Origin of the sequence: Hyphomicrobium sp. (assembly GCF_036780825.1) — a bacterium.
GTDB lineage: Bacteria > Pseudomonadota > Alphaproteobacteria > Rhizobiales > Hyphomicrobiaceae > Hyphomicrobium_C.
This window is the reverse complement of record NZ_DAIQCD010000009.1, coordinates 3860-25141: the sequence shown is the minus strand read 5'-3', so window position 1 is coordinate 25141 and position 21282 is coordinate 3860. Positions and strand designations below refer to the sequence as shown.

Below are 21282 nucleotides of genomic sequence, written 5' to 3'. Positions count from 1 at the left end.
ACATTGCCGCGGCCTCTTCGGTGTTTGCGATGGCGCTCACCCGTCGCGACGGGCGGAGGCTTGGTTTACCCGTGGGCCAGAACGGCCAGCAGGAGCAGCGCCACGATGTTGGTGATCTTGATGGCCGGGTTCACGGCGGGGCCGGCGGTATCCTTGTATGGATCGCCGACCGTGTCGCCGGTGACGGACGCCTTGTGCGCCTCCGTGCCCTTGACGTGCTTCACGCCGTCCTTGTCGACGAAGCCATCCTCGAACGCCTTCTTAGCGTTGTCCCAGGCGCCGCCGCCCGAGGTCATCGAGATGGCGACGAAGAGGCCGGTGACGATGACGCCGAGCAGCATGGCACCCACGGCCGAGAAGGCCGCGCCCTTGCCGCCAATGGCGTTGACGACGAAGAACAGCACGATCGGCGAGAGCACCGGCAGAAGCGACGGGATCACCATCTCCTTGATGGCGGCACGCGTCAGAAGGTCGACGGCAGCGGCATAGTCCGGGCGCTCGGTGCCCTTCATGATGCCAGGCTTCGCCTTGAACTGACGGCGCACCTCTTCGACGATCGCCGAGCCCGCGCGGCCGACGGCGGTCATCGCGATGCCACCGAACAGGTACGGGATCAGGCCACCGAGCAGGAGACCCACCACGACGTAGGGGTTATCGAGGCCGAAGTTGATCTCCACGTCCTTGAAGAACTGAAAGGACGTCGAGCCTGCTTCGTTGGCTTTCTGGATGAAGTACTGAAGGTCGTAGTTGTAGGCTGCGAACAGCACCAGCGCGCCGAGGCCGGCGGAGCCGATCGCATAACCCTTAGTGACGGCCTTCGTGGTGTTGCCCACCGCATCGAGCGCGTCCGTCGAGCGGCGCACTTCCTTTGGCAGGCCCGACATCTCGGCGATGCCGCCAGCATTGTCGGTCACGGGGCCGAAGGCATCGAGCGCAACGACGACACCGGCAAGGCCGAGCATGGTCGTGGTGGCGATGGCGGTGCCGAAGAGGCCCGCGAGGTTGTAGGTTACCAGAATGCCGGCGACGATGACGATCGTTGGCAGCGCCGTCGCCTCGAGCGAGACGGCGAGACCCTGGATGACGTTGGTGCCGTGGCCGGTGACCGACGCCTGGCTGATCGAGCGGACCGGGCGATAGCCGATGCCCGTGTAGTACTCGGTGATCCAGACGATGAGGCCGGTGACAGCGAGGCCTACGAGGCCGCAGAAGAACAGGTTCTGGCCGGTAATCGTGAAGCCGGCCGCCGTGCCGACCTCACCCCAGTTGCCGAGCACGTACTCGGTCGCAACCCAGAGACCGCCGATGGAGAGCACGGCCGTGGCGATGAAGCCCTTATAGAGCGCGCCCATGATCGAGTTGTTGGCGCCGAGCTTGACGAAGTAGGTGCCGATAATCGACGTCACGATGCAGGCTGCGCAGATCGCCAGCGGATAGACCATCAGCGACGCGAGATTGGCCTGGCCCGAGAAGAAAATGCCGGCAAGTACCATGGTGGCGACGACGGTCACCGCATAGGTCTCGAAGAGGTCCGCCGCCATGCCGGCGCAGTCACCGACGTTGTCGCCGACGTTGTCGGCAATGGTTGCGGGGTTGCGCGGGTCATCCTCCGGGATGCCGGCCTCGACCTTGCCCACGAGGTCGCCGCCGACGTCTGCACCCTTGGTGAAGATGCCGCCGCCGAGGCGAGCGAAGATAGAGATCAGCGACGCGCCGAAACCAAGCGCGACGAGGGCGTCGATCACCGTGCGATCGGCGGCTCCGTAGCCGAGGAATTCGGTGAGCACAAAGTAGTAGATGGCGACGCCAAGGAGGGCGAGACCGGCGACGAGCATGCCCGTCACGGCGCCGGCCTTGAACGCGATATCGAGACCTTTGCCGAGCGAGATGGATGCCGCCTGAGCCGTACGCACGTTGGCGCGTACCGACACGTTCATGCCAATGTAGCCAGCAAGGCCGGAAAGCACGGCGCCGACGAGGAAGCCCGCGGCGACCGGTGCGCCGAGCAGCAGCCAAGCAATAACGAAGATGACCACGCCGACAATGGCGATGGCCTGATACTGACGGTTGAGATACGCGCTTGCACCTTCACGGATGGCGCCAGCGATCTCCTGCATGCGGGCATTGCCCGCATCTGCCTTCATCACCGTTTGGATGGTGAAGGCGGCGTAGAGAAGCGATAGCGCCCCGCAGGCGACAATCCCCCAGAGAATTTCTGTCATCGAAAATTTCCCCTATATGGCCAGCTCGTCGGCTGCGACCTCGCACGGGTCCCCGCCCGCAGCAACCGAATCCACGGTGCCCACCGCGTTCAGTGGCGCGCGCGGGACCATGCCAAAAGTCATGTGGCGTGGCAACAGAGTCACAGCGTTGACAGGACGAATGCCGAGCCCAGGCCCATAGACACGACGCGGCTGCAATATCTTCTTATTTCAATGAGATACGAGTGCGCCTTGCGTGCGCAGTTATGCTCGAGGCGGCGCGAGCTCACCTCACACAATTTGCGCACGCTCGACGGACCGCCTTATCGGCCGTCGCCGTGATTCGCGACCTGATGGGCCTGCGAGTGAGCTATTTGCAGGGGCGAGCCTGGATCTGACAGTTGTACGATCCACCGCCCTGGCTGCAGGAAATGCCCTTGCTGGCGGCACGCGTGAACCGCGCCCAGTCGCTTCCGTACTCGAAGTCGGTGAAGCTCGCCCAGGAGCCGATCGCCGCTTTCTGAGCGGCGGCCTTGGTCGGCCCGCTGCCCATGCCGTAATGATAGTGATCGGTGAAGCACGTCTTGCTGCCTTCGCGGCGCAGATCGTGGATGTAGGCAAAGCCCGTGTCGTCTGCGAAGACAGGGGCGGCGTAGGCGATCGCAAGAGCGGCAACAGCCGCCGTTCTCAGAATTCCGTTTGCCGACATGGTAGCCTCTTTCGCATTCAGCCGAACGGCGCGGAGTCTGCATGATTCAACGAAAGGGCTCGATAGCTGTCGCGCTGGCCCCAGGAGAATCGGGCGCTAGCGAGGCAAACGAGTCACAGGTAAAGATTATCCGGAGCGGCGCAGTCGGAAAAACTACTTCACGGCGACGACGCTGATCTCCACCAGCATGCGCGGATCCACGAGCTTCGACTGAACGCAGGCGCGCACGGGCGTATCCTTGCCCCTGGTCCAAGCGAGATAAGCCTCGTTCATCTCGGCGCGCTGGCGGATGTCGGCAAGCCAAATGGTGGCCTGCACCACCTTCGACCGCGACGTGCCGGCAAGCGCAAGAAGGCGGTCGATCTCGCCCAGCACTTCCTCGGTCTGGCCCTTGATGTCACGCGAAAGATCCGATGGCACGATGCCCGCCGTGAAGACGAAGCCATTCGCCTCGGCCGCCTTGGAATAGACGTCCGTCTCCTCGTAACGCGTGATGGTCATGGTGCAGCGGCTCCGTTTGCTGATCAAAGAGCCGCGGCTTAGCAGACGGCTCCCGCCTGCGCCAGCACGCTCAGAGCGAAGAATCTTCGGCTATGCGCTGGCCATCGGCCATGAGGGCCTTGACCGCGACATCGCCAGACGGGCCGACCGCGAGGACGGCCGAGATCTTCTTGTCGCGCACCATCCGCTCCAGTTCGCGCCCGGTTCCTTCCGGCACGTAATAGTTTTCGATCCCGTAGCTGATGGAGGCTTTCGGCGGCGCATCGCCAGGGGGATCGTAGACGCGGTCGACAATACCTTTGAGAACCACGTCTGCGGCGTCGGTTGGTTCTTCGTAGGCAGCTGACGCCTTGGCCACCTCCCACGTCGCGGGGGCCGTCTCACGCAGCGTCACGTAGACCCTGTCGCCCCGGCGCAGGCCGTCCGACACGGGAACATCGGCACGGCCAAAAGTATAGCCGAGTACGACATAGTCGCCGCGGAAAAGATCGCGCGGATCGACGGGAATGACCTCGGTTACGATCTCGCGCCCGCTGGCGAGGAGCGCCACGCGGCCGGACACCATCGTCGCCAGCGCGGCTGTCTGCAAGAGAGCCACGAGCCCAACGGCGAGCCATGAGGCAGGCGACAGTTTGATCATGACGCAACCTCGCGAAGCTCGGCCCGCGCGCTGAGGCGATAGGCGATGAACGCGAGACCTGAGACGATCAGGCCCGTGACGAGAAAGAAGAGCGCGCTGTTCAGGAGCGTGCCGACAGTTCTGACGTAAACGGCGAGAACCTCGATCGAGAAGCCGCCATAGCCGAGCCAGAGAGCGCCGCGGTTGAGGGACCTGAGGCCCCAAACGATCGCAGCGATGAGCAGCATGAGCGTCAGCACGGCCAGGAGAATGAACATATCGAGCTGCGGATCATCGTGGAACTGAAGCGCCAGAAGGCCGGCCAGCGCCACGACGAGCCCGTAGTTCAGCCCCAACCTCCATGCGGCGTGCAGATCCGGCCGCACGCGCTCACCCGCGATTGCAAACGCCATCACGGCGAGGCCCACCGCAACCACGAGACCGTGGGCGGCACCTTCGTTCATCAGGTACCCGAGACTGATGACGAAGCCGGCGAGGCCCAGGGCGGAGAGATGCAGGCCCGGCCACCAGCGCTGCCAGAGGAACGCCGCCGAAATCAGCGCCCACGGAACAAGGAACAGCCAGAACACCCCGTCGATCCGCACGGCTTCGCTGATGCCCCAATAGACGGCGAGCACCATCGCAAAGGCGAGAGACGGGTTCGAACGCAGCGCAACGCCCGCGAGGAGCGCTCCGCTCCCCCACAGCAGCACGGCGTCGGCCGGGCTTCCGTGCATGTGATACATCTGGGAGATCAGCATGATGGAGCCGCCGAAGACGGCGACGCCGAGCAGGACCGCAGCGTCGGCAAATCCGCTCATGCCGCGCCGGGCGAGCGCCCAGGCGATGCCGTAGGACGCCCAGAGCGTGGCAATCAACATCCCCAAGCGCGCAATGCGCGGCAAGGCCTGCCAGTTGGCGGCAACGAAGCTCATCACCGCAAAGCCGATCAGCACGGCAGACAGGACAGCGAGCACGTTCGCCAGACCTATGCCTCGGGCGCCGCCCTTGTCCAGGTCGCCGCGGATGGCCGCTTCTCCGTCAGAAGAAATCCAGCCTGCCTCGCGCCAGCGCGCCAGATCGCGATCGATGCGTTTGCGGTAGCCCCACATGGAGATCCCATTTTGGCGGTACAGTGCTTAGGCGATCCGGGCCGAGATCCCTCATCGCCGAACTTTTATGTCATGAGCATGACTGCGCGCCATGGACGGTAAAAGCGCAACCGCGTGCGTCACGATCCGGGCATGCATGCGCGCAAATCATCCGACGCCAGAGCGCGCCCACTCCGTCTGATCAGTGCGATCAGGAGTGAACGCGCTCCAGGTCTTTCGTCGAAAGGCTCACCTCACGTCCTCGATGCGAGCGCGCTTGTCCTCGCTCGCATCGCGAACAGAAAGCTTTAAGGCGAGGGTGGCGTCTCGGAGGGCTCCGGAGACGGAGATGGAGACGGCGACGTTTCCGGCGCCGGAGCAGGCGCAGACGACGGCGGCGTTTCAGGTGCGGCCGGCGGCTCGGCAGACGGGGCCGGGGCCGGAGTCGATACAGCGGGCGGCGATGTTGTGGTGGTATCTGGCGCCGGCGAGAACGCAGTATAGGCAATCACAGCAAGCGCGATGGCCGCTGCGATGGCAACGACAACCTTCGTGTCCATTGTGTGTCCTCCGTGCTCCTGAACAAACAGGAGCGGGCGTCATATCATGCTTTGCACTTCCGAACCATAAACGCCGCGGAGGACTTGTTGTTCTTAATACTCGACGGCGCGGACGACACACGCCACAATGCGCAGCGTTGCACGTGTCTGAGACGCTCCGTATTGCGCTGCATCAATAACGCATTCACAACGGTGGCTCCATGGACCTCGATGCTACATTCCTGGCGCGCATCCAGTTCGCTTTCACCATCTCGTTCCACATCATCTTCCCGAGCTTCACGATCGGGCTCGCTGCCTTCATCGCCACTCTGCTCGTACGCTGGCGCATGACGGGTGCTGATCATCTCCACCGCCTCGCCCGGTTCTGGACCAAGATCTTCGCCGTATCGTTCGCCATGGGCGTCGTGTCCGGTATCGTGCTCTCCTACCAGTTCGGCACCAACTGGAGCGGTTTCTCGCGCGTGCTGGGCAACGTGGTCGGGCCGCTGCTCGGCTATGAAGTGCTCACCGCGTTCTTTCTCGAGGCCTCGTTCCTCGGCATTATGCTGTTCGGCTGGAGCCGCGTCTCGCCCGGCCTGCACGTAGCCTCGGCCATTCTGGTGGCGATCGGGACGTCGCTATCTGCCTTCTGGATCCTGGCTGCGAATAGCTGGATGCAGACGCCGGCCGGGCACGAGATCCGCGACGGCATCGTCGAGCCGGTGAGCTGGCTCCAAATCATTTTCAATCCGAGCTTCCCTTACCGCTTCTCCCATATGTTCACCGCCGCTTTCCTCACCACGTCGCTGGTGGTGGCGGCGGTGGGCGCGCGCTACCTGCTCAAGGGCCGCTTCGTCGAGGAGGCCAAGACGATGCTGCGCATGGGGATCGGCATGGTGGCGCTGCTTGCCCCCCTACAGCTCGTCATCGGCGACCTGCATGGGCTCAACACGGCCGAGCATCAGCCCGCCAAGGTGGCGGCGATGGAGGCGCACTGGGATGGGAGCAAGCCCGCGGATCTCGTGCTCTTCGCCTGGCCTTCGGACGAGGAGGAGACGAACCACTACGAGATCTCGATTCCCAACGTTGCGAGCTACATCATCACGCACGACACCCAGGGCCTGTTCAGCGGCCTCAAGGATTTCGCGCCGCAGGACCGGCCGCCGGTGAAGCCGGTGTTCTTCGCCTTCCGCATCATGGTCGGCGTCGGGCTGCTGATGATCACGGCGGGTCTGGTCGGCGCCTATCTGTGGTGGCGAGGGAAACTCTTCACCGCACGCTGGTTCCTGGCGCCGCTCGCCATCTCCTGGCCGGCCGGCTTCGTCGCCATTCTGGCAGGATGGTGGGTGACGGAGACGGGCCGGCAGCCCTGGCTTGCACACGGCATTCTGCGGACGGCGGATGCTGCCTCACCCGTGGCCGCGGATGCCGTGCTGACGACGCTGATCCTGTTCGTGCTCGTCTACAGCGTCGTATTCTCCATGGGCGTCTACTACATCAACCGCCTGATCGAGAGGGGCCCGACCGGGGCTTCCGTGATTCCCTCCGAGGGCTTGCCGTCGCGGCCGCTGTCGGCGGCGGAGGAGGCAGCCCACGAAGCGATCGAAGGAACGAGGTGAGCCATGCAGGATCTGGCCTACTGGCTGCCGGTGGCGTGGGTTGCGGTGCTCGGCGCAGCCGTTGCGCTCTATGTCGTGCTCGACGGCTTCGACCTCGGCATCGGCATCCTGTTCCCGGTGCATCCGGAGGAAACTCACCGCGACCAGATGATGAACTCGGTGGCGCCGTTCTGGGATGGCAACGAGACGTGGCTGGTGCTCGGCGGCGGCGGCCTGCTCGTCGCTTTTCCGCTCGCCTATTCGATCATCATGCCGGCCGTGTATCTACCGGTGCTGATCATGCTGCTCGCGCTCGTGTTCCGCGGCGTCGCGTTCGAGTTCCGCTGGGTGGCGAAGCCGCGCCATCGCATGTGGGACATCGCGTTTGCCGGCGGCTCGATCGTCGCGGCGTTCACACAGGGCATCATCCTCGGCACGATCCTCGAGGGCATCTCAGTCGAAGGCCATGCATTCGGGGGCGGCACATTCGACTGGCTGACACCGTTTCCGATCCTCATCGGCGCGGCCGTGGTCGCCGGTTATGGATTGCTCGGCGCAACGTGGCTGATCATGAAAACGGATGGAGAGGTGCAGGCGCAGGCTCGCGAGCAGGCCAAGCTGCTGCTCCCGGTCGTGCTCATCGCCCTCGCCATCGTCAGCCTATGGACCCCATTTGCCCTCACGCGTGTCTTCGAGCGTTGGTTCACGCTGCCGAACCTGTTCTGGCTCGCGCCTGTGCCCCTGCTCACAGCCTATGCGGCGTGGCGCTGCTGGTCAGGCCTTCAGAAGGGGCACAATACGGCGCCGTTCGTCGCGACCATCGCCCTCTTCCTACTCGGGTTCGTCGGGCTCGCAGCTTCGAACCTGCCCTATATCGTGCCGCCGACGTTCGACATCTGGCAGGCCGCAGCGCACCCTTCGTCACAGCTGTTCATGCTGGTCGGGGTGCTGATCCTGCTGCCGATCATTCTCACCTATACAATCTTCGTCTACTACACGTTCCGCGGCAAGGTCCGCCATGGGGAAGGCTATCACTGACCTGGCATCGCCGGGTGCCGCCTCGGAAAGACCTTCGAAGCCCTCAGGGAGCCGCGAGCGGGGTTGACGAGCCCCTGCGTGAGCTGTGATAGGCTCGGCCCCATGACAGCCAAGCCCATTCACGTTATCGGAGGCGGCCTCGCGGGCTCCGAAGCCGCCTGGCAGATCGCCGCAGCCGGCCTCCCGGTGGTGCTGCACGAGATGCGCCCGCTGCGCACGACCAACGCGCACAGATCCGACGGGCTCGCAGAGCTCGTGTGCTCGAACTCCTTCCGTTCCGACGACTGGGAAACCAACGCCGTCGGCCTCCTGCACGCCGAAATGCGGCGCCTCGGCTCGCTGATCCTCGAGGCCGGCGATCGCAACCGGCTGCCGGCCGGCGGGGCGCTCGCCGTCGACCGCGACGGCTTCTCGAGCGAGGTGACGCGGCGGCTTTCTGAGCATCCCCTGGTAACGATCGCGCGCGGCGAGGTGGCGGGGCTGCCGCCTTCCGATTGGGACAACGTCATCGTGGCGACGGGCCCTCTCACCTCTCCGGCGCTGAGCCAGGCGGTGGCGGCGCTGACCGGCGAAGGGGAGCTCGCGTTCTTCGATGCCATCGCGCCCGTGATCCACCTCGACAGCATCGACCAGTCCATCGCGTGGCGGCAGTCTCGCTACGACAAAGCCGGGCCCGCCGGGACGGGGGCCGACTACCTCAACTGCCCGCTTTCGAAAGACGAGTACGAGGCTTTCATCGATGCCCTCCTTGCGGGTGAGACGACGAGCTTCAAGGAGTGGGAAGCCTCGACGCCCTATTTCAACGGGTGCCTGCCGATCGAGGTGATGGCCGAGCGCGGACGCGATACGCTGCGGTTCGGGCCGATGAAGCCCGTGGGCCTTACGGATCCACGCACCGGGCGGCGGCCTCATGCCGTGGTGCAGCTTCGCCAGGACAACGCGCTTGGCACGCTGTGGAACATGGTCGGCTTCCAGACCAAGCTCAAGCATGCGGAACAGGTGCGGGTTCTGCGCATGATCCCGGGGCTCGGCGAAGCGGAGTTCGCGCGGCTCGGCGGCCTTCACCGCAATACGTTTCTCAACTCGCCGAAGCTGATCGACGGGACGCTGCGCCTTAAAGCCGAGCCGCGGCTGCGCTTTGCGGGGCAGATCACCGGCGTCGAGGGATACGTGGAGAGCGCGGCCATCGGGCTGCTGGCGGGGCGCTTCGCGGCTGCCGAGCGGAGAGGACTGCCCATCACGGCGCCTCCCCCAAGTACGGCGCTCGGTGCGCTGCTCGCCCATATCACGGGTGGGCATCTCGATTCCGGCGCGGGATCGTTCCAGCCCATGAACATCAACTACGGCCTCCTGCCGCCGCTCGACGCCATCCCGATGGAAGGCACCGACGGGCGGCGCCTCAAAGGCAAGGAACGCGGGGCCGAGAAAAAGCGTCTCATGTCACAGCGGGCCTTGCGCGAGCTTGATGCCTGGCTCGCGACACAAGAGCTTGCGCGCGCGAACTGAAGGGAGCCGAGCCCTGGGCGATACCGAGCAGTCCATCGTCAAAGTCGTGCCGCGCATCGACGCGATTGCGGCGGATGCGTGGGACGCCTGCGCCAACCCCGACGCGGCCGCATACAATCCGTTCCTCAGCCACGCCTTCCTCAACGCGCTGGAAAAGTCGGCAACGGTCGGACGTAGCACGGGCTGGCTGCCGCAGCACCTCGTGCTCGAAGCACCGGAGGGCGGAGTGCTCGGCGTGATGCCGCTCTATGCCAAGTTGCACAGCCAGGGCGAGTATGTGTTCGATCACGCCTGGGCGGATGCGCTGCACCGGGCCGGCGGCCGGTATTATCCGAAGCTCCAGGGCGCCGTGCCGTTCACGCCTGTCCCCGGGCGACGCTTTCTCACTCGGCCCGGCCCGATGCAGGACCACTCGGAGCGTCTGCTCGGACAGGCCGCGGTGACGCTCGCCGACCGCATGGAGGCCTCGTCCGTGCACGTGACCTTCCTCACCGAGGACGAATGGCGGCGAATGGGCGGCGAAGGGTTTCTGCAGCGTACCGGCCAACAGTTCCATTGGTGCAACGAAGGCTATGCGACCTTCGATGACTTCCTCGCCACCCTCGCCTCGCGCAAGCGCAAGGCGATCCGCAAGGAGCGCGCGGAGGCGCAGGCGGCTGTCGAGATCTTTTCCGTCAGAGGGCCGGAGATCACGGAAGCGCACTGGGACGCTTTTTTCGAGTTCTACCTGGATACCGGCTCGCGCAAGTGGGGGCGGCCCTATCTCAACCGCCGCTTCTTCTCGCTTTTGGGGGAGGCGCTCGCGGAGCGATGCCTCATCGTCTTTGCACGGCGGGCCGGCAAGCTCGTCGCAGGCGCCCTGCATCTCATCGGCGGAAACTGCCTCTACGGACGCTACTGGGGCGCAACCGAGCATCACCCATTCCTGCACTTCGAGCTCTGCTACTACCAGGCTATCGATTACGCCATCGCGCACGGGCTCGCACGTGCGGAGGCCGGCGCGCAGGGCGAGCACAAGCTGGCGCGCGGGTATCTGCCCGAGACCACGTACTCGCTGCACTGGCTTGCCGATCCGCGCCTCGAGGCGGCGGTGGCGCGCTATCTTTCGGAGGAGCGTGGCGAGGTGGCCGAGATCAATGCGCTTCTGCGCGAGCACGGGCCGTTCAAGCGAGGATCTTAGAGCGCGTTCACTCTTATCGGAATCGGATTACGCGACGTGAATGCGTGTCCGCATCCGCCTCAAACGATCAGGCTCTAAGGGTGCGCTCCGCTCTGCTGCGGCCCGCCCTGATCCCGGCTACACTGGGGTGGATCTCAAAGACGAGAGAGCGTCTAAAAGGCATCAACCGCAGAGGGGGAATGCACCATGACCTACGACCAGAACAACGTCTTCGCGAAAATCCTGCGGGGGGAGATCCCGGCGCACAAGGTGTTCGAGGACGACGACGTGATGGTGTTCATGGATGTCATGCCGCAGGGCGAGGGACATACGCTCGTCGTGCCGAAGGCACCTTCGCGCAACCTTCTCGATGCGGACCCGGCCGTGCTGGCAAAACTCCTGCCGGTGGCGCAGAGAGTGGCGCGGGCGGTGAAGGCGGCGTTCTCGGCCGATGGCGTCAGCATCTTCCAATACAATGAGCCGGCCGGCGGACAGAGTGTGTTCCACCTGCACATTCACGTCGTGCCGCGCTTCGATGGCGTGCCGCTCAAGCCGCATTCAGGCGCGCTCGAGGATGCCGCGGTGCTCGCCGCCAATGCTGAGAAAGTCCGTGAGGCGCTGGCCGCTTGATGGAAGCTTGGCGGCGCTCTCACCGAATCGGGGAAAACCTGTCGCGCGGAGGAAGCTGCATGCGCCCGGCGGGATAGCTGGTTGGCGCGGGGTAGCTTTCCGCAGCGACGTTGGCGGCGCCGCCATAACAGCCAGCGATGCAGCCGACGCCCGCGGATGCGGGCGCATAGGGTGGCGCGCTGGAGGTCGGGACCATCATGGCTTCGCGCTGCTCCGTCACGGCAGCCTGCCGGCGCATGTAGACGACGTGGGCACCCCGGCGGTCGGCGCAGCCCGCTTCGCAGACGACGATATCCTGGCCAGGGTAAGCCGCTGCGAGTGGATGCGGCTTTGCCGCTTTGGCCTTTTCCGTCTCGAGGATGCGCTTGGCGCGGCGCGTATAGTAATCCGCGGTGCTGCTGGCCTCGAGCGAAAGCGCAGTCTGCTCTCCCGCAAAAGCAGGCGGCTGTGAGAGAAGGGGGATCACGGCGCTCAGGACGATAAGACCGAGCCCTCGCCCCTTGACGATACGCATACCAAGGCTCCACGCGGCGACGTCTCCGGAACCTGGCACCATTGCAAAGCGGAGTTAACGAAGGCTTGCCCGGAAGCGGCCTCTTCCTCGTGTCGTGCTTCTTATCGGACAGGTGGCTTGCATGGCTCCGCCATGACCGGTGGCCGCTTTCCTGAAGCACTCTTTTGCATCGTGCTTCTAAACGGAAAACCGGTGCCCACTTTTCCTGAAGCACTCAGCGTTTGAGAGCCGGGTAGCGCCAATAGGCGCCATTGTCGGTCGCGATTTCCTCGAGCGTCGGCGTGCGCAGCTTGGGCGGTCGCAGGCCAGTGGCGATGAGGGCCGCGATATCCTGGAGCAGCGCGTTGTTCTCCGCGTAGCCGGAATGGTTAAGGCCGAGGCTATCCATGCTGGCGGCGGAGACGTCGATGGTGTCGATGCCCGGCAGCACGAGCGGCCCCGTCGTCGGCACGTCGCCCGCACGCGGGATGCCGCCGTAAAAACTGCGGGAGACGATGAGCGCCCGATCATTGCCGGCGGCATAGAGCGTCACGCCAGCGGACAGCCCCTGGATGTCGCGCGCGATGTTGACGAAGTTATCGCGATCCACGTCGGGCGCGGCGAGAATGACTTGGCTGATGCGCACGCTGCCAGGCGTCGAGCGGCGCAGATCGCGCAGAACCTGCAATGTCGGCTGGTTGCCCATGCTGTGGGCGATGACGCTCACTGATTGAGCGCCCGTCTTGTTGATGACCAGCTCCATGAACTCCTTGAGGTAGGGTTCGGCCTGCCCGGAGCTTTCGCGGTCGTAGGTGTAGCTTGCAAGGCCGCCGCCCGAGGGCCAGCTATAGGCGAAGGCGGCGCCGTCGAACCTGAGGTCGTAGGAGATCTGCGCCGCTCGATAGATGGCGAAGTCGAAGCTCGTATTGTAGCCGTGGACGAAGATGAACGCATGATTCCTATACCGGGCCGAGCCGGCGAGGCGCGCCCGCACCAGTTCGAGGAACTCGTCCTCCGAGAGCGCCTTCACTTCCTCCATGGTGAAGTGGCGATTGGGATCCTCGGCCTCCTCATAGAGGGTGATGTTGAACACGCGGAGCGCCCAGGGCCGTTCGATAGTCGGCACCTGATGGATCTTCGGAACGGTGACGAGGGCGCGCCCGAGTTCCAGCCGGCGGCCGCGGTCGCTGCCATAGTCCAGCCGCCTGTCGCCAGGAACCTGCGCGCGGTCCGTGCCGTAATAGACGGGCACCACATCCCACGCGTCTTTCGCCAAAGCTGCCATATCCTCCGCGGGCACGGCGTGTTCCGATCCGAAGGGATCGGGGGCCGAAGCAGCCGGAGGGGGTGGAGCCGGAGCCGGAACCGGAGTTGGCTCCGCGGAACGGGGTGCGCCGGGTGCGCGGTGCGCCCGGCTTCCATCAGCAAACGGCGGCACGCCCTTCGATGGAAGCTCTCCTTCTGGGGCCTCCGCCTGGGGCGAGGGGGCGGATGGCGCGGGCTCCCTCTCTTGAGGAGCCTCGCCGCACGAAGCCAGAAGCGCTGCACAAAGAGCCAGGATTCCGAGCTTGCGCACCGCCGCCCCCTTCAGTTTCGCCACCGCGCAGGCTCACCGATAGAGGCCGGCGCGGGTCACCTTTTGCACCATCGATGCTGGCGCGAGCGTAATTTCGATCCCCGGCCTGATCAACGAGATCGCATACGCAAGCCCCCAAGAATTCCGCTATTATCGCGGCCTGGCCGCCCGGCACACGAGCGCACCCTTCGCAGCCAGCGCCGAGGACCGGATGCGGGCCGCTGGCCTTCAACCCAACACAACTGGCTGTTGCACAGGTGATTCGGCGGCGCGACACCATTCTTCTCACGGGCTTCGGGCCCTTCCCCGGCGTTGCAAACAACGCCAGCCAGCGGCTCGTGCCGAAGCTCGCCCATCTGGCCGCACGCCGCTTCAGCGCCCATCGGGTCGTATCGCGCATCCTGCCCACCGAGTGGGACCGCGCGCCAGCCCGTCTCGAGGATCTCTACAAACGAGAGCGGCCGAAGCTGGTGCTACATTTCGGCGTGTCGGCGCATGCGGATGCCTACGTCATCGAGACGATCGCGCGGAACCGGCGCAAGCTCGTTGAGGATGCGGCGGGCAAGCTGCCTTCGGACGACGTCATCCTCAAGGGCGGTCCGGAGGAGATTGCAGCGCGGCTACCGGCCGAGGACGTCAAGCAGCGGCTTCATGCCATCAACGTGCCTGCCGTTACATCGCGGGATGCGGGAAGCTATCTCTGCAACGCCGTCCTCTATCACTCCCTCATCCGCGCAGAGCAGACGGGCACCCCTGACGGCGTCGGCTTCCTGCATATCCCGCGCGAGATTCTACCGGCGGCGCTCGCGTCACATATGGCGCCCGGCACCATGCGCTTCGATTGGGGAACGGCGCTGATCGGCGGGCTCGAGATCATTCGCACCTGCCTCGGCAGGCCGCCGCCGTCGCGCCGCCGCATCAAGAACGGTTAACCGGACGTTGGCATGATGCGCGCGAGTGCGCATTGATGTTGGTATCAAGCTTCACACGGCCCCGCGCTCCAATTTCCTTGCCGGAGCTTCCACTATGCCTTTCGACCGCCGCACGCTTCTCTCGGCCGGAGCCGTCACGGCAGGCCTCGCCGCCGCGGGCCCGCGCGCCGAGGCGCAGACAATTGCGGCGGGCCCGGCGCCGCTTGCCGCTCGGGACGGGGAGGATCAGACGGCAGAATTGCAGGCCGCCATCAATGATGCGGCCGCCCATGGCCGTCCTCTCCGCCTCGGCGCCGGAACATTCCGGACCGGGCCGCTCGAGCTCAGGCCCCAATCGCACCTCACGGGCGAGGCGCGTCTGACGACGCTCGCGTTCACAGGCGGCGCCTCCTTCCTCTCGGCACGCGCGGCATCGGGTATCAGGATCGAGCGGCTGGCCCTCGATGGCGCACGCCTTGCCATCGATGCCCATCGGGCCACGGGGCTCATCACGCTCAACGCTTGCGACGACGTCCTCCTCGCCGACCTCGTCGTGCGCGGTGGCCTCCTCAACGGCATTGCGCTCGCCAGCTCATCGGGAACCGTGCGGGACTGCACCTTAAGCGAGATGGGTGAAGCCGGCATCGTCAGTCTCGATGCGCGCGGCCTCACGATCTCGCACAACGCAATTCTCGGCTGCGCCAACAACGGCATCCAAATCTGGCGCAGCGCGCCGGGCCATGACGGCAGCGTGGTGACCGCAAACCGCATCGCTAAGATCGCGGCCAAAAGCGGCGGCAGCGGGCAGAACGGAAACGGCATCAACGTTTTTCGAGCAGGCGGCGTGCTTGTCTCCGCCAACAGCATCGCGGACTGCGCCTTCTCCGCCATTCGCGGCAACGCGGCCGGCAACATCCAGATGATCGGCAACGCCTGCCGCACCCTCGGCGAGGTGGCGCTCTATGCGGAATTCGGCTTTGAAGGGGCGCTCATCGCCTCCAACACAGTCGACGGCGCGGCCAGCGGCATCGTCACCACGAACTTCAACGAGGGCGGCCGGCTTGCCCTCGTGCAGGGCAATCTCATCCGCAATCTCTTTCGCCGGGAAAACGAGGCGGTCGACAAGCGCGGCATCGGGATCAGCGTCGAGGCGGACGCGGCGGTGACCGGAAACGTCATCGAGAGCGCGCCGACCGCCGGCATCATGGCCGGATGGGGTCCCTACCTGCGTGACGTCGCGATCACGGGCAACGTCATCCGGGCGGCGGAGGTCGGCATTCTCGTGACATCCGATCCGGATGCGGGCGGCTGCCTCGTTGCGCAAAACCTGATCTCGGGCGCGCGCAAGGGCGCCATCCGCACCATGGACCACGGCAAGCCACACGGACCGGATCTCGCGTCCGCCACCAGCGCCTCATCGGGGCGCATCGCCCTCAGCGGCAATATCGCCTTCTAACGCGGCAGCGCTTTATTAAGGCGTTGTCGGCGGAGTGGCGCGGATCAACTTCAAAAGCTCGGCGTCCTTGGCGATCTGCGTGGTGTCGCGGCATTCGTCCTTGGCCGCCTCTGTGCATTCGATCGTCACAGTGTAGGGCACGCCGTATCTGGTGATCGTGTATTCGGCGAGATAGCCTTCCTCGCCGCCGGACTCGCGATCGTCGAACACCGACACGACCGGCCCCGTCTGAGGCGACGCACCGCGGCTCGCGTTTTCATAGATCGGGAATTTGTCGGGCGAGAACTCATGCTGCACCCTGAGATCCGCCGACACTGAGACCGTGATATCGCCATGACGCTCGACGAGCTGGTACCAGACGGGGTTCTCCTCATCCATCACCACGTCGCGCTCGGTCGCCGGGCGGGGACCGAGGCGGAATGTCTTCTCCACCACGCCGGGGGTTGCTTCGAAGGCGAGCACAGGAAGCTTGAGCTTCGCAAGCTGATCGTCAGCAGCGGGACCGAGCGAGCGCGGCGCGGCGTTCGAAGCGACGAAGCTTCTGATCTCCGGGTCGGACCATTGGACTTCGATCAGCTTCCCCGCCGCCTGGCTGAAGGACACGCTGGCACATACGAGCGCCGCCGCCATGATTGCGGGAATTGCCGCCGCCGGAGGAAAAACGCCCGTGCGCGACATCACGTAACTCCCTCGTTCCCCATAACTCTCCGCCGGTGAAACGCGACAGGTGTGTTTGCTGTCCACGGCTGGGCCTTTGACCTTACCTGGCCCGATAGCCGCCTATCAAGGGCGGACCATCGAGGAGTCGCACTTACGCAACGCGCACGCGCACAAATAACGGCCGAGCACGGCGCGGGTTGAACAGCTCCGTTGCAGATAGTATTCCCGGCGCATGCCTTATCCCGTGGGGGGTGGCCACGCCACTAGACGAGGCGGTTCGCGGATCTTTTTTCCGGCGCGTGGCTGACGTGTTGCGTGGAGACCCGCATGGCAACGGTTCCTGGAGCGCCGGCCCATCCGCCGAGACGGCGGAGCGCGGCATGGCGGATCGTGCGCCTCGTGCTGATCGGCCTCGTGGTCTCGGCTGCGCTCCTCATCGCGGTCCCGCCATTCGGGCTGATCAAAGACCGGCTCGCCGCCACGATCGGCGACGCCATCGGGCGCACGGTGACGATCGGTGCCATGCAGGTTCGGTACTGGCCGAGCCTCGAAATCCAGTTCGATCAGGTCACCGTCTCCAACCCCGCCACCATGCCGGCGCGCGACGCATTCCGTGCCGAGAGCGTCAGAGCACGCATCGCGCCATTGCCGCTCCTCAAGGGCCGCATCAGGATGGAGGGCCTCGACCTCGTTGCGCCGGCGTTCGCGCTCGAGGAGGCCGCGGACGGCACGAGAAACTGGGTTTTCGATACCGCAGGTGCTGCGAAGGCGGGCGCGGTGCCAGCTGCCTTCAGCCTGCCGCCGACCTCGACCATCACCGATGGCACGCTGACGTTCGAAAGCGCGATAACGGGCGCGGCACGCGCCGCAAGCGCCATCAATTCGGTGCAGACGCTCGATCTCGTGTCAGGCGCGCTGGCCGCCAAAGGCAGCCTCGTGGCGGGCGGCGAGACGGTGGCGTTCGATGCCACGGTTGGCGATTTCAACGCCGTGATCTCGGGGGCCTCAACGACACTCAAGGCAACCATCGACGCGCGGCCGTTGCGCGCCGCTGTCGATGGCGATGCGCTGTTTGCATCGGCGGCGGAGTTCAAAGGCGCGCTCAGCGCGTCCTCGCCGTCGCTCGTCGAGCTGGCGCGCTGGCTTGGCTCCGATATCGCCGTTGCGGGCGAACCGCTGAGAGGCTCCCTCGAAGGGCAGATCCTGGCCACCACGCGGGACGTGGCATTCTCCGAAACCGACGTCAGGGTCAACACGACGAGCGGGCGCTTCGAGGGCACGCTCGACCTCGGCGGCGTGCGCCCCAAGCTCGGCGGAAGCTTGGAGAGCGAACACATCGATCTGGCGCGCATCATCGGCGTCGCTCAAACCCGCACCACGTTCGCGCCGACGCCAGGCATGGATTTCGATCCTCTTGTCACGGCAGGCTGGGAGCAGCTCCTCACCGATCTCACGGCGCTGGAGCAAGGTGCGAGCGCGGCGCCCGAGGCGGCACCGTCCGCGGCCGCAGGCGCCGTACCGGGATGGAGCGAACAGCCCTTCAACCTCAAGGCGCTGCAGGCGTTCGATCTCGACCTCGTCGTCCAGGCCGCTGCGATCAGCTATGGCGGGCTCGACCTCAAGCAGGGGCGCGTCAAGACGGTCGTCGCCGATGGCCGGCTCGACGCCAATATCGAGGAGCTGGCCATGGGCGACGGCACGGCGGTCGGCACGGTCAGGATCGACAGCGGGGCGGAGCCGCCGCGCGCAGCCCTGCAACTCTCGCTCTCCAACGTTGCGGCGGAACCGATCGTGAGCGAGCTCACCGGCAAGCCGCTCCTTGCGGGCACGTCCAACGTCGAGATCACGGCGACGGCCGCGGGCCAGAACCAGAGCCAGCTCGCGCAGACGCTCGAGGGCAAGGCGCACTTCCAGATGGGCAAGGGCGCGCTGCGCGGCTTCGACGTGCGGCGCATGATCTTCGAATGGTGGAAGAGCTGGACGTTCGATCTCGCTTTGAAAACCAACTTCGAGCGCCTGGACGCCAGCTACGACATCAAGAAGGGGATCCTGCGCAGCCAGCCCGGCCTTTCGCTCGGTGGGTCCGAGGTGGAGATCAACTCGCAAGGCACCGTGAACGTGCCGGACAAGCAGCTCAACCAGGAAATCCGCGTCAAGGCGACTCCGCCTCCCTCGGCGTTTCCTATTCCGGTGCGCATCTCCGGAAGCTGGATGAAACCTTCGATCGGCATCGACTGGTGGGGGCTGTTCTCGGCCGGACCGGGCCTCGGCGGGCCGCAGGCGCTCGCCGCCGCGCCAGAGCCGGCGCCGGCCAATGTGCAGGCCGTGATCCGGCGGGTGCTCGCTTCCGATCGCGTCGCCTCCCGCCTGACGCCGGAAGCGCGCAGGATGCTGGAATCGCTGCTGCCGGCGGAGGCTGGACCGTGATTTATGCCCGGCCCATTCGTTGCCAGATAAGCCCCCGTTGGGCATTATCTGGCCGGGGCCGGATGCGCTGTGACGTTGCAACGGATACGGGGGATGTGGCGTGAAAAAAGCTGCTTTACTGGCGTCGTGCGCCATTCTCGCAGCCGGCGGCGCTCTCCTTTCAAGGCCGTCCCCTCTTCCCGCACAGGATGCTCTGCACGTCGCAACCGCGTCCCCGCTTCTCGGACGCGACATCGCCACCTACGCCCTCATCAGAAGCTTGGCCGCGCCTCATCTCGGCGGTGACCGCCGCGAAGCAGGAGCGGATACCTCCTGCCTCCGCCGCGATACCCATGGCAGCCTCGTGCAGCTCGCGCGCTGCAGCCTTCTGCCCGAAGAGCCAACGCCGGCACCCGGGGAGCCGACGACCGGTGAAGGGCCCACGACACCGGAGGAGCCGCCCGCAACGGGCGGGGGCTCGTATACCGATCCGGCCAAGGCGGGCTTCGCCTACTATCCGCCCGGCGATCTCTTCGAGCGCGACGCGGGCCGTGGACGCGCCGACCGCTATGTCTACATGCCCGACATCATCTTCCCGCTAAAGCTCGGCGACGGTCTCTTCCCGCACATGAACTCACAGATCTGGGGTTACGGCGGCGGCGGCTACGGCGGCAAGGGCGCAGCGGGAGGCAGCGAGAACGATCCGCGCAACTTCGATCCCATGAAGCAGCGCGACAATTATTGCGAGATCCGCAGCTGGGACATGCCGCTATGCCCCGGCGGCGCGGGGCACCAAGGGCAGGATATCCGCCCGCCCTCCTGGAAGGACAATTACTGGGAGGTGGTCGCGGTTGCCGACGGGCAGATCGTCAACGTGACAACCAACACCACGGTGCAACTCAAGGCCAACGACGGCACCGACTACTACTACCTTCACATGCACCCGAAATCGATCACCGTGAAGACGGGCGCCAAGGTCAAGCAGGGCCAGGTGCTCGGCAAGGTGTCGCGCTACATGGGCGGCAAGGTGGGAACCAGCCTGCATCTCCATCTGCAGGTGCGCCAGCGCGTCAGCGTCGGCGGTAAAACGCTGCAAGTCTATGTGCCGACATTCCCGTCGCTGATCGCCGCGCTGCGCCGCGCCAAAGGCCTCGATCCGGGTATCGATGCGGATGGCAACTTGATCGTGGACGCAGGGCTCGAAATCGGCGCGCCGAAACCGCCGCCCGCTCCCGAGCCACAGCCTGAGCCCACTCCGACACCGGCGCCCGTTCCGGAACCGGATCCGACGCCAGCTCCAATGCCGCAACCCGAACCAGCTCCGGAGCCATCCCCTGAGCCGCAGCCAGCCCCGGAGCCCGCACCCACCCCGGAACCCGATCCATCACCGCAGGACCCCGCGCCACAGCCCGAGCCAGCTCCCATGCCGGAGCCGGCGCCAGAGCCACAGCCGGAGCCTGAACCGGCGCCTATACCGGAGCCGCAGCCGGAACCATCGCCACAACCGGAACCGGCACCGCAACCCGATCCCGCGCCGACGCCCGATCCGCAGCCAGCTCCTGCTCCCGCAGAACAGGGTTGGTGGGACTGGATCAAGGATAAGTGGAACAGCTGGTGGCAGTAGGGCGGCGCGCCCGTGCGACGAGCACGCGAACGAGTGATGAGCGAGGAGCCATGACGATGCCGAGACCCACGCCCGCCTATGCTGCGGCGATGCTCATGGCGCTGGCGCTGCCGTTCGCCTCCGCAGCGGAAGCGCAGCTTGCGCCCTCCAAATACGACAAGCTTCAACGCACGCTCGAGGACAAGTTCGCGCCGAAGCCCGCCCCCAAACCGTCGCACACGGACCGCGAGCGCAAGGACGACTTCATCTACATCGACCCCAAGGCCAATAAGGAGAAGCCTGCGTCAGGCGTCGTTCCAAAGCGATCGGATGCATCCTGGAGCCAGTCGATCTCGGCGTTGATCACATCGGCGATCGGCAGAAGCGCAGCGCCCGCACCGGATGCGACACCCAAGGGCGCGTTCAACACCATCGCAGCGGAGGCCGACCTCTTCGCACGCTGGAAGGAGCGGCGGAGGGAGCGCCGACGCGCGCGCGCAAGCGGCAACGTACCCGGGCATGCAGACCAGCGCGTGCCGGTCGCGAAGCCGAACAGCTTCGTCATCCAGCTCAGCCCCGAGGCCAC

General features: G+C 65.6%; 18 protein-coding genes. 10 read left to right on the top strand and 8 right to left on the bottom strand.

Going from position 1 to position 21282, the window contains the following annotated elements; translation table 11 throughout:
• Nucleotides 1-65: 65 nt before the first annotated feature.
• From V7P99_RS06000 to V7P99_RS05980, 5 genes are all read right to left on the bottom strand, one after another.
• Complete coding sequence (locus V7P99_RS06000; protein WP_333793886.1) at nt 66-2222, bottom strand: sodium-translocating pyrophosphatase; 2157 nt, start codon at nt 2220-2222, stop codon at nt 66-68.
• Between the two features lie 349 nt (nt 2223-2571).
• Entirely contained in the window at nt 2572-2910 is a 339-nt protein-coding gene (locus V7P99_RS05995) for a hypothetical protein (RefSeq protein WP_333793885.1), read from the bottom strand.
• Nucleotides 2911-3063: 153 nt separating this feature from the next.
• Nucleotides 3064-3411 (bottom strand): RidA family protein, encoded by a 348-nt coding sequence (locus V7P99_RS05990; protein ID WP_333793884.1) that lies wholly within the window; start codon nt 3409-3411, stop codon nt 3064-3066.
• A gap of 70 nt (nt 3412-3481) precedes the next feature.
• Complete coding sequence (locus V7P99_RS05985; RefSeq protein WP_333793883.1) at nt 3482-4051, bottom strand: GDYXXLXY domain-containing protein; 570 nt, start codon at nt 4049-4051, stop codon at nt 3482-3484.
• Nucleotides 4048-5142 (bottom strand): DUF2157 domain-containing protein, encoded by a 1095-nt coding sequence (locus V7P99_RS05980; RefSeq protein ID WP_333793882.1) that lies wholly within the window; start codon nt 5140-5142, stop codon nt 4048-4050. Before V7P99_RS05980 ends, V7P99_RS05985 begins: the two co-directional genes overlap by 4 nt.
• 739 nt (nt 5143-5881) lie before the next feature.
• On the opposite strand from V7P99_RS05980, the gene V7P99_RS05975 reads away from it, so the two are divergent.
• The 5 genes from V7P99_RS05975 to V7P99_RS05955 all read left to right on the top strand — a co-directional run bounded on the left by V7P99_RS05975 (nt 5882) and on the right by V7P99_RS05955 (nt 11591).
• Nucleotides 5882-7279, top strand: coding sequence for a cytochrome ubiquinol oxidase subunit I (locus V7P99_RS05975; RefSeq protein ID WP_333793881.1), 1398 nt, complete (start codon nt 5882-5884; stop codon nt 7277-7279).
• A gap of 3 nt (nt 7280-7282) precedes the next feature.
• A complete protein-coding gene (cydB, locus tag V7P99_RS05970; protein ID WP_333793880.1) occupies nt 7283-8296 on the top strand; it encodes a cytochrome d ubiquinol oxidase subunit II in 1014 nt (337 codons plus the stop codon).
• 102 nt (nt 8297-8398) lie between these two features.
• On the top strand, nt 8399-9802 hold the full coding sequence (gene trmFO / locus V7P99_RS05965) for a methylenetetrahydrofolate--tRNA-(uracil(54)-C(5))-methyltransferase (FADH(2)-oxidizing) TrmFO (protein ID WP_333793879.1): 1404 nt from the start codon (nt 8399-8401) through the stop codon (nt 9800-9802).
• Nucleotides 9786-10982, top strand: coding sequence for a GNAT family N-acetyltransferase (locus V7P99_RS05960; RefSeq protein ID WP_333793878.1), 1197 nt, complete (start codon nt 9786-9788; stop codon nt 10980-10982). The genes trmFO and V7P99_RS05960 overlap by 17 nt, the downstream gene beginning before the upstream one ends.
• 186 nt (nt 10983-11168) lie before the next feature.
• A complete protein-coding gene (locus V7P99_RS05955) occupies nt 11169-11591 on the top strand; it encodes an HIT family protein (protein WP_333793877.1) in 423 nt (140 codons plus the stop codon).
• Nucleotides 11592-11610: 19 nt separating this feature from the next.
• Here V7P99_RS05955 and V7P99_RS05950 read toward each other — a convergent pair whose 3' ends face one another.
• Together V7P99_RS05950 and V7P99_RS05945 are read right to left on the bottom strand one after the other, a co-directional pair.
• A complete protein-coding gene (locus V7P99_RS05950; RefSeq protein ID WP_333793876.1) occupies nt 11611-12105 on the bottom strand; it encodes a hypothetical protein in 495 nt (164 codons plus the stop codon).
• Between the two features lie 214 nt (nt 12106-12319).
• Nucleotides 12320-13369 carry an alpha/beta hydrolase gene (locus V7P99_RS05945; RefSeq protein ID WP_333793875.1) on the bottom strand — a complete coding sequence of 350 codons (1050 nt, stop codon included), beginning with the start codon at nt 13367-13369 and terminating at the stop codon, nt 12320-12322.
• A gap of 548 nt (nt 13370-13917) precedes the next feature.
• On the opposite strand from V7P99_RS05945, the gene V7P99_RS05940 reads away from it, so the two are divergent.
• Nucleotides 13918-14592, top strand: coding sequence for a pyroglutamyl-peptidase I (locus V7P99_RS05940; RefSeq protein WP_333793874.1), 675 nt, complete (start codon nt 13918-13920; stop codon nt 14590-14592).
• Between the two features lie 94 nt (nt 14593-14686).
• Nucleotides 14687-16027, top strand: coding sequence for a TIGR03808 family TAT-translocated repetitive protein (locus V7P99_RS05935; RefSeq protein WP_333793873.1), 1341 nt, complete (start codon nt 14687-14689; stop codon nt 16025-16027).
• Between the two features lie 15 nt (nt 16028-16042).
• Here V7P99_RS05935 and V7P99_RS05930 read toward each other — a convergent pair whose 3' ends face one another.
• A complete protein-coding gene (locus V7P99_RS05930) occupies nt 16043-16705 on the bottom strand; it encodes a hypothetical protein (RefSeq protein WP_333793872.1) in 663 nt (220 codons plus the stop codon).
• A 309-nt stretch (nt 16706-17014) separates the two neighbouring features.
• Between V7P99_RS05930 and V7P99_RS05925 the strand changes: the two genes are divergently transcribed.
• The 3 genes from V7P99_RS05925 to V7P99_RS05915 all read left to right on the top strand — a co-directional run.
• Nucleotides 17015-19114, top strand: coding sequence for an AsmA family protein (locus V7P99_RS05925; protein ID WP_333793871.1), 2100 nt, complete (start codon nt 17015-17017; stop codon nt 19112-19114).
• Between the two features lie 100 nt (nt 19115-19214).
• The gene (locus tag V7P99_RS05920) at nt 19215-20717 is read left to right on the top strand and encodes a M23 family metallopeptidase (RefSeq protein WP_333793870.1); all 1503 of its coding nucleotides are present in this window, start codon (nt 19215-19217) and stop codon (nt 20715-20717) included.
• A gap of 56 nt (nt 20718-20773) precedes the next feature.
• The coding region (locus V7P99_RS05915; RefSeq protein WP_333793869.1) for a hypothetical protein at nt 20774-21282 on the top strand (509 nt) is incomplete at its 3' end.

What these genes read in the sequence shown, in the direction of transcription:
- V7P99_RS05925 (WP_333793871.1), top strand. Translation starts at nt 17,015, where the DNA reads ATGGCAACGGTTCCTGGAGCGCCGGCCCATCCGCCGAGACGGCGGAGC.
- V7P99_RS05955 (WP_333793877.1), top strand. Translation starts at nt 11,169, where the DNA reads ATGACCTACGACCAGAACAACGTCTTCGCGAAAATCCTGCGGGGGGAG.
- V7P99_RS05975 (WP_333793881.1), top strand. Translation starts at nt 5,882, where the DNA reads ATGGACCTCGATGCTACATTCCTGGCGCGCATCCAGTTCGCTTTCACC.
- V7P99_RS05950 (WP_333793876.1), bottom strand. Translation starts at nt 12,105, where the DNA reads ATGCGTATCGTCAAGGGGCGAGGGCTCGGTCTTATCGTCCTGAGCGCC.
- V7P99_RS06000 (WP_333793886.1), bottom strand. Translation starts at nt 2,222, where the DNA reads ATGACAGAAATTCTCTGGGGGATTGTCGCCTGCGGGGCGCTATCGCTT.
- V7P99_RS05980 (WP_333793882.1), bottom strand. Translation starts at nt 5,142, where the DNA reads ATGTGGGGCTACCGCAAACGCATCGATCGCGATCTGGCGCGCTGGCGC.
- V7P99_RS05930 (WP_333793872.1), bottom strand. Translation starts at nt 16,705, where the DNA reads ATGTCGCGCACGGGCGTTTTTCCTCCGGCGGCGGCAATTCCCGCAATC.
- V7P99_RS05935 (WP_333793873.1), top strand. Translation starts at nt 14,687, where the DNA reads ATGCCTTTCGACCGCCGCACGCTTCTCTCGGCCGGAGCCGTCACGGCA.
- V7P99_RS05990 (WP_333793884.1), bottom strand. Translation starts at nt 3,411, where the DNA reads ATGACCATCACGCGTTACGAGGAGACGGACGTCTATTCCAAGGCGGCC.
- trmFO (WP_333793879.1), top strand. Translation starts at nt 8,399, where the DNA reads ATGACAGCCAAGCCCATTCACGTTATCGGAGGCGGCCTCGCGGGCTCC.
- V7P99_RS05995 (WP_333793885.1), bottom strand. Translation starts at nt 2,910, where the DNA reads ATGTCGGCAAACGGAATTCTGAGAACGGCGGCTGTTGCCGCTCTTGCG.
- cydB (WP_333793880.1), top strand. Translation starts at nt 7,283, where the DNA reads ATGCAGGATCTGGCCTACTGGCTGCCGGTGGCGTGGGTTGCGGTGCTC.
- V7P99_RS05945 (WP_333793875.1), bottom strand. Translation starts at nt 13,369, where the DNA reads ATGGCAGCTTTGGCGAAAGACGCGTGGGATGTGGTGCCCGTCTATTAC.
- V7P99_RS05985 (WP_333793883.1), bottom strand. Translation starts at nt 4,051, where the DNA reads ATGATCAAACTGTCGCCTGCCTCATGGCTCGCCGTTGGGCTCGTGGCT.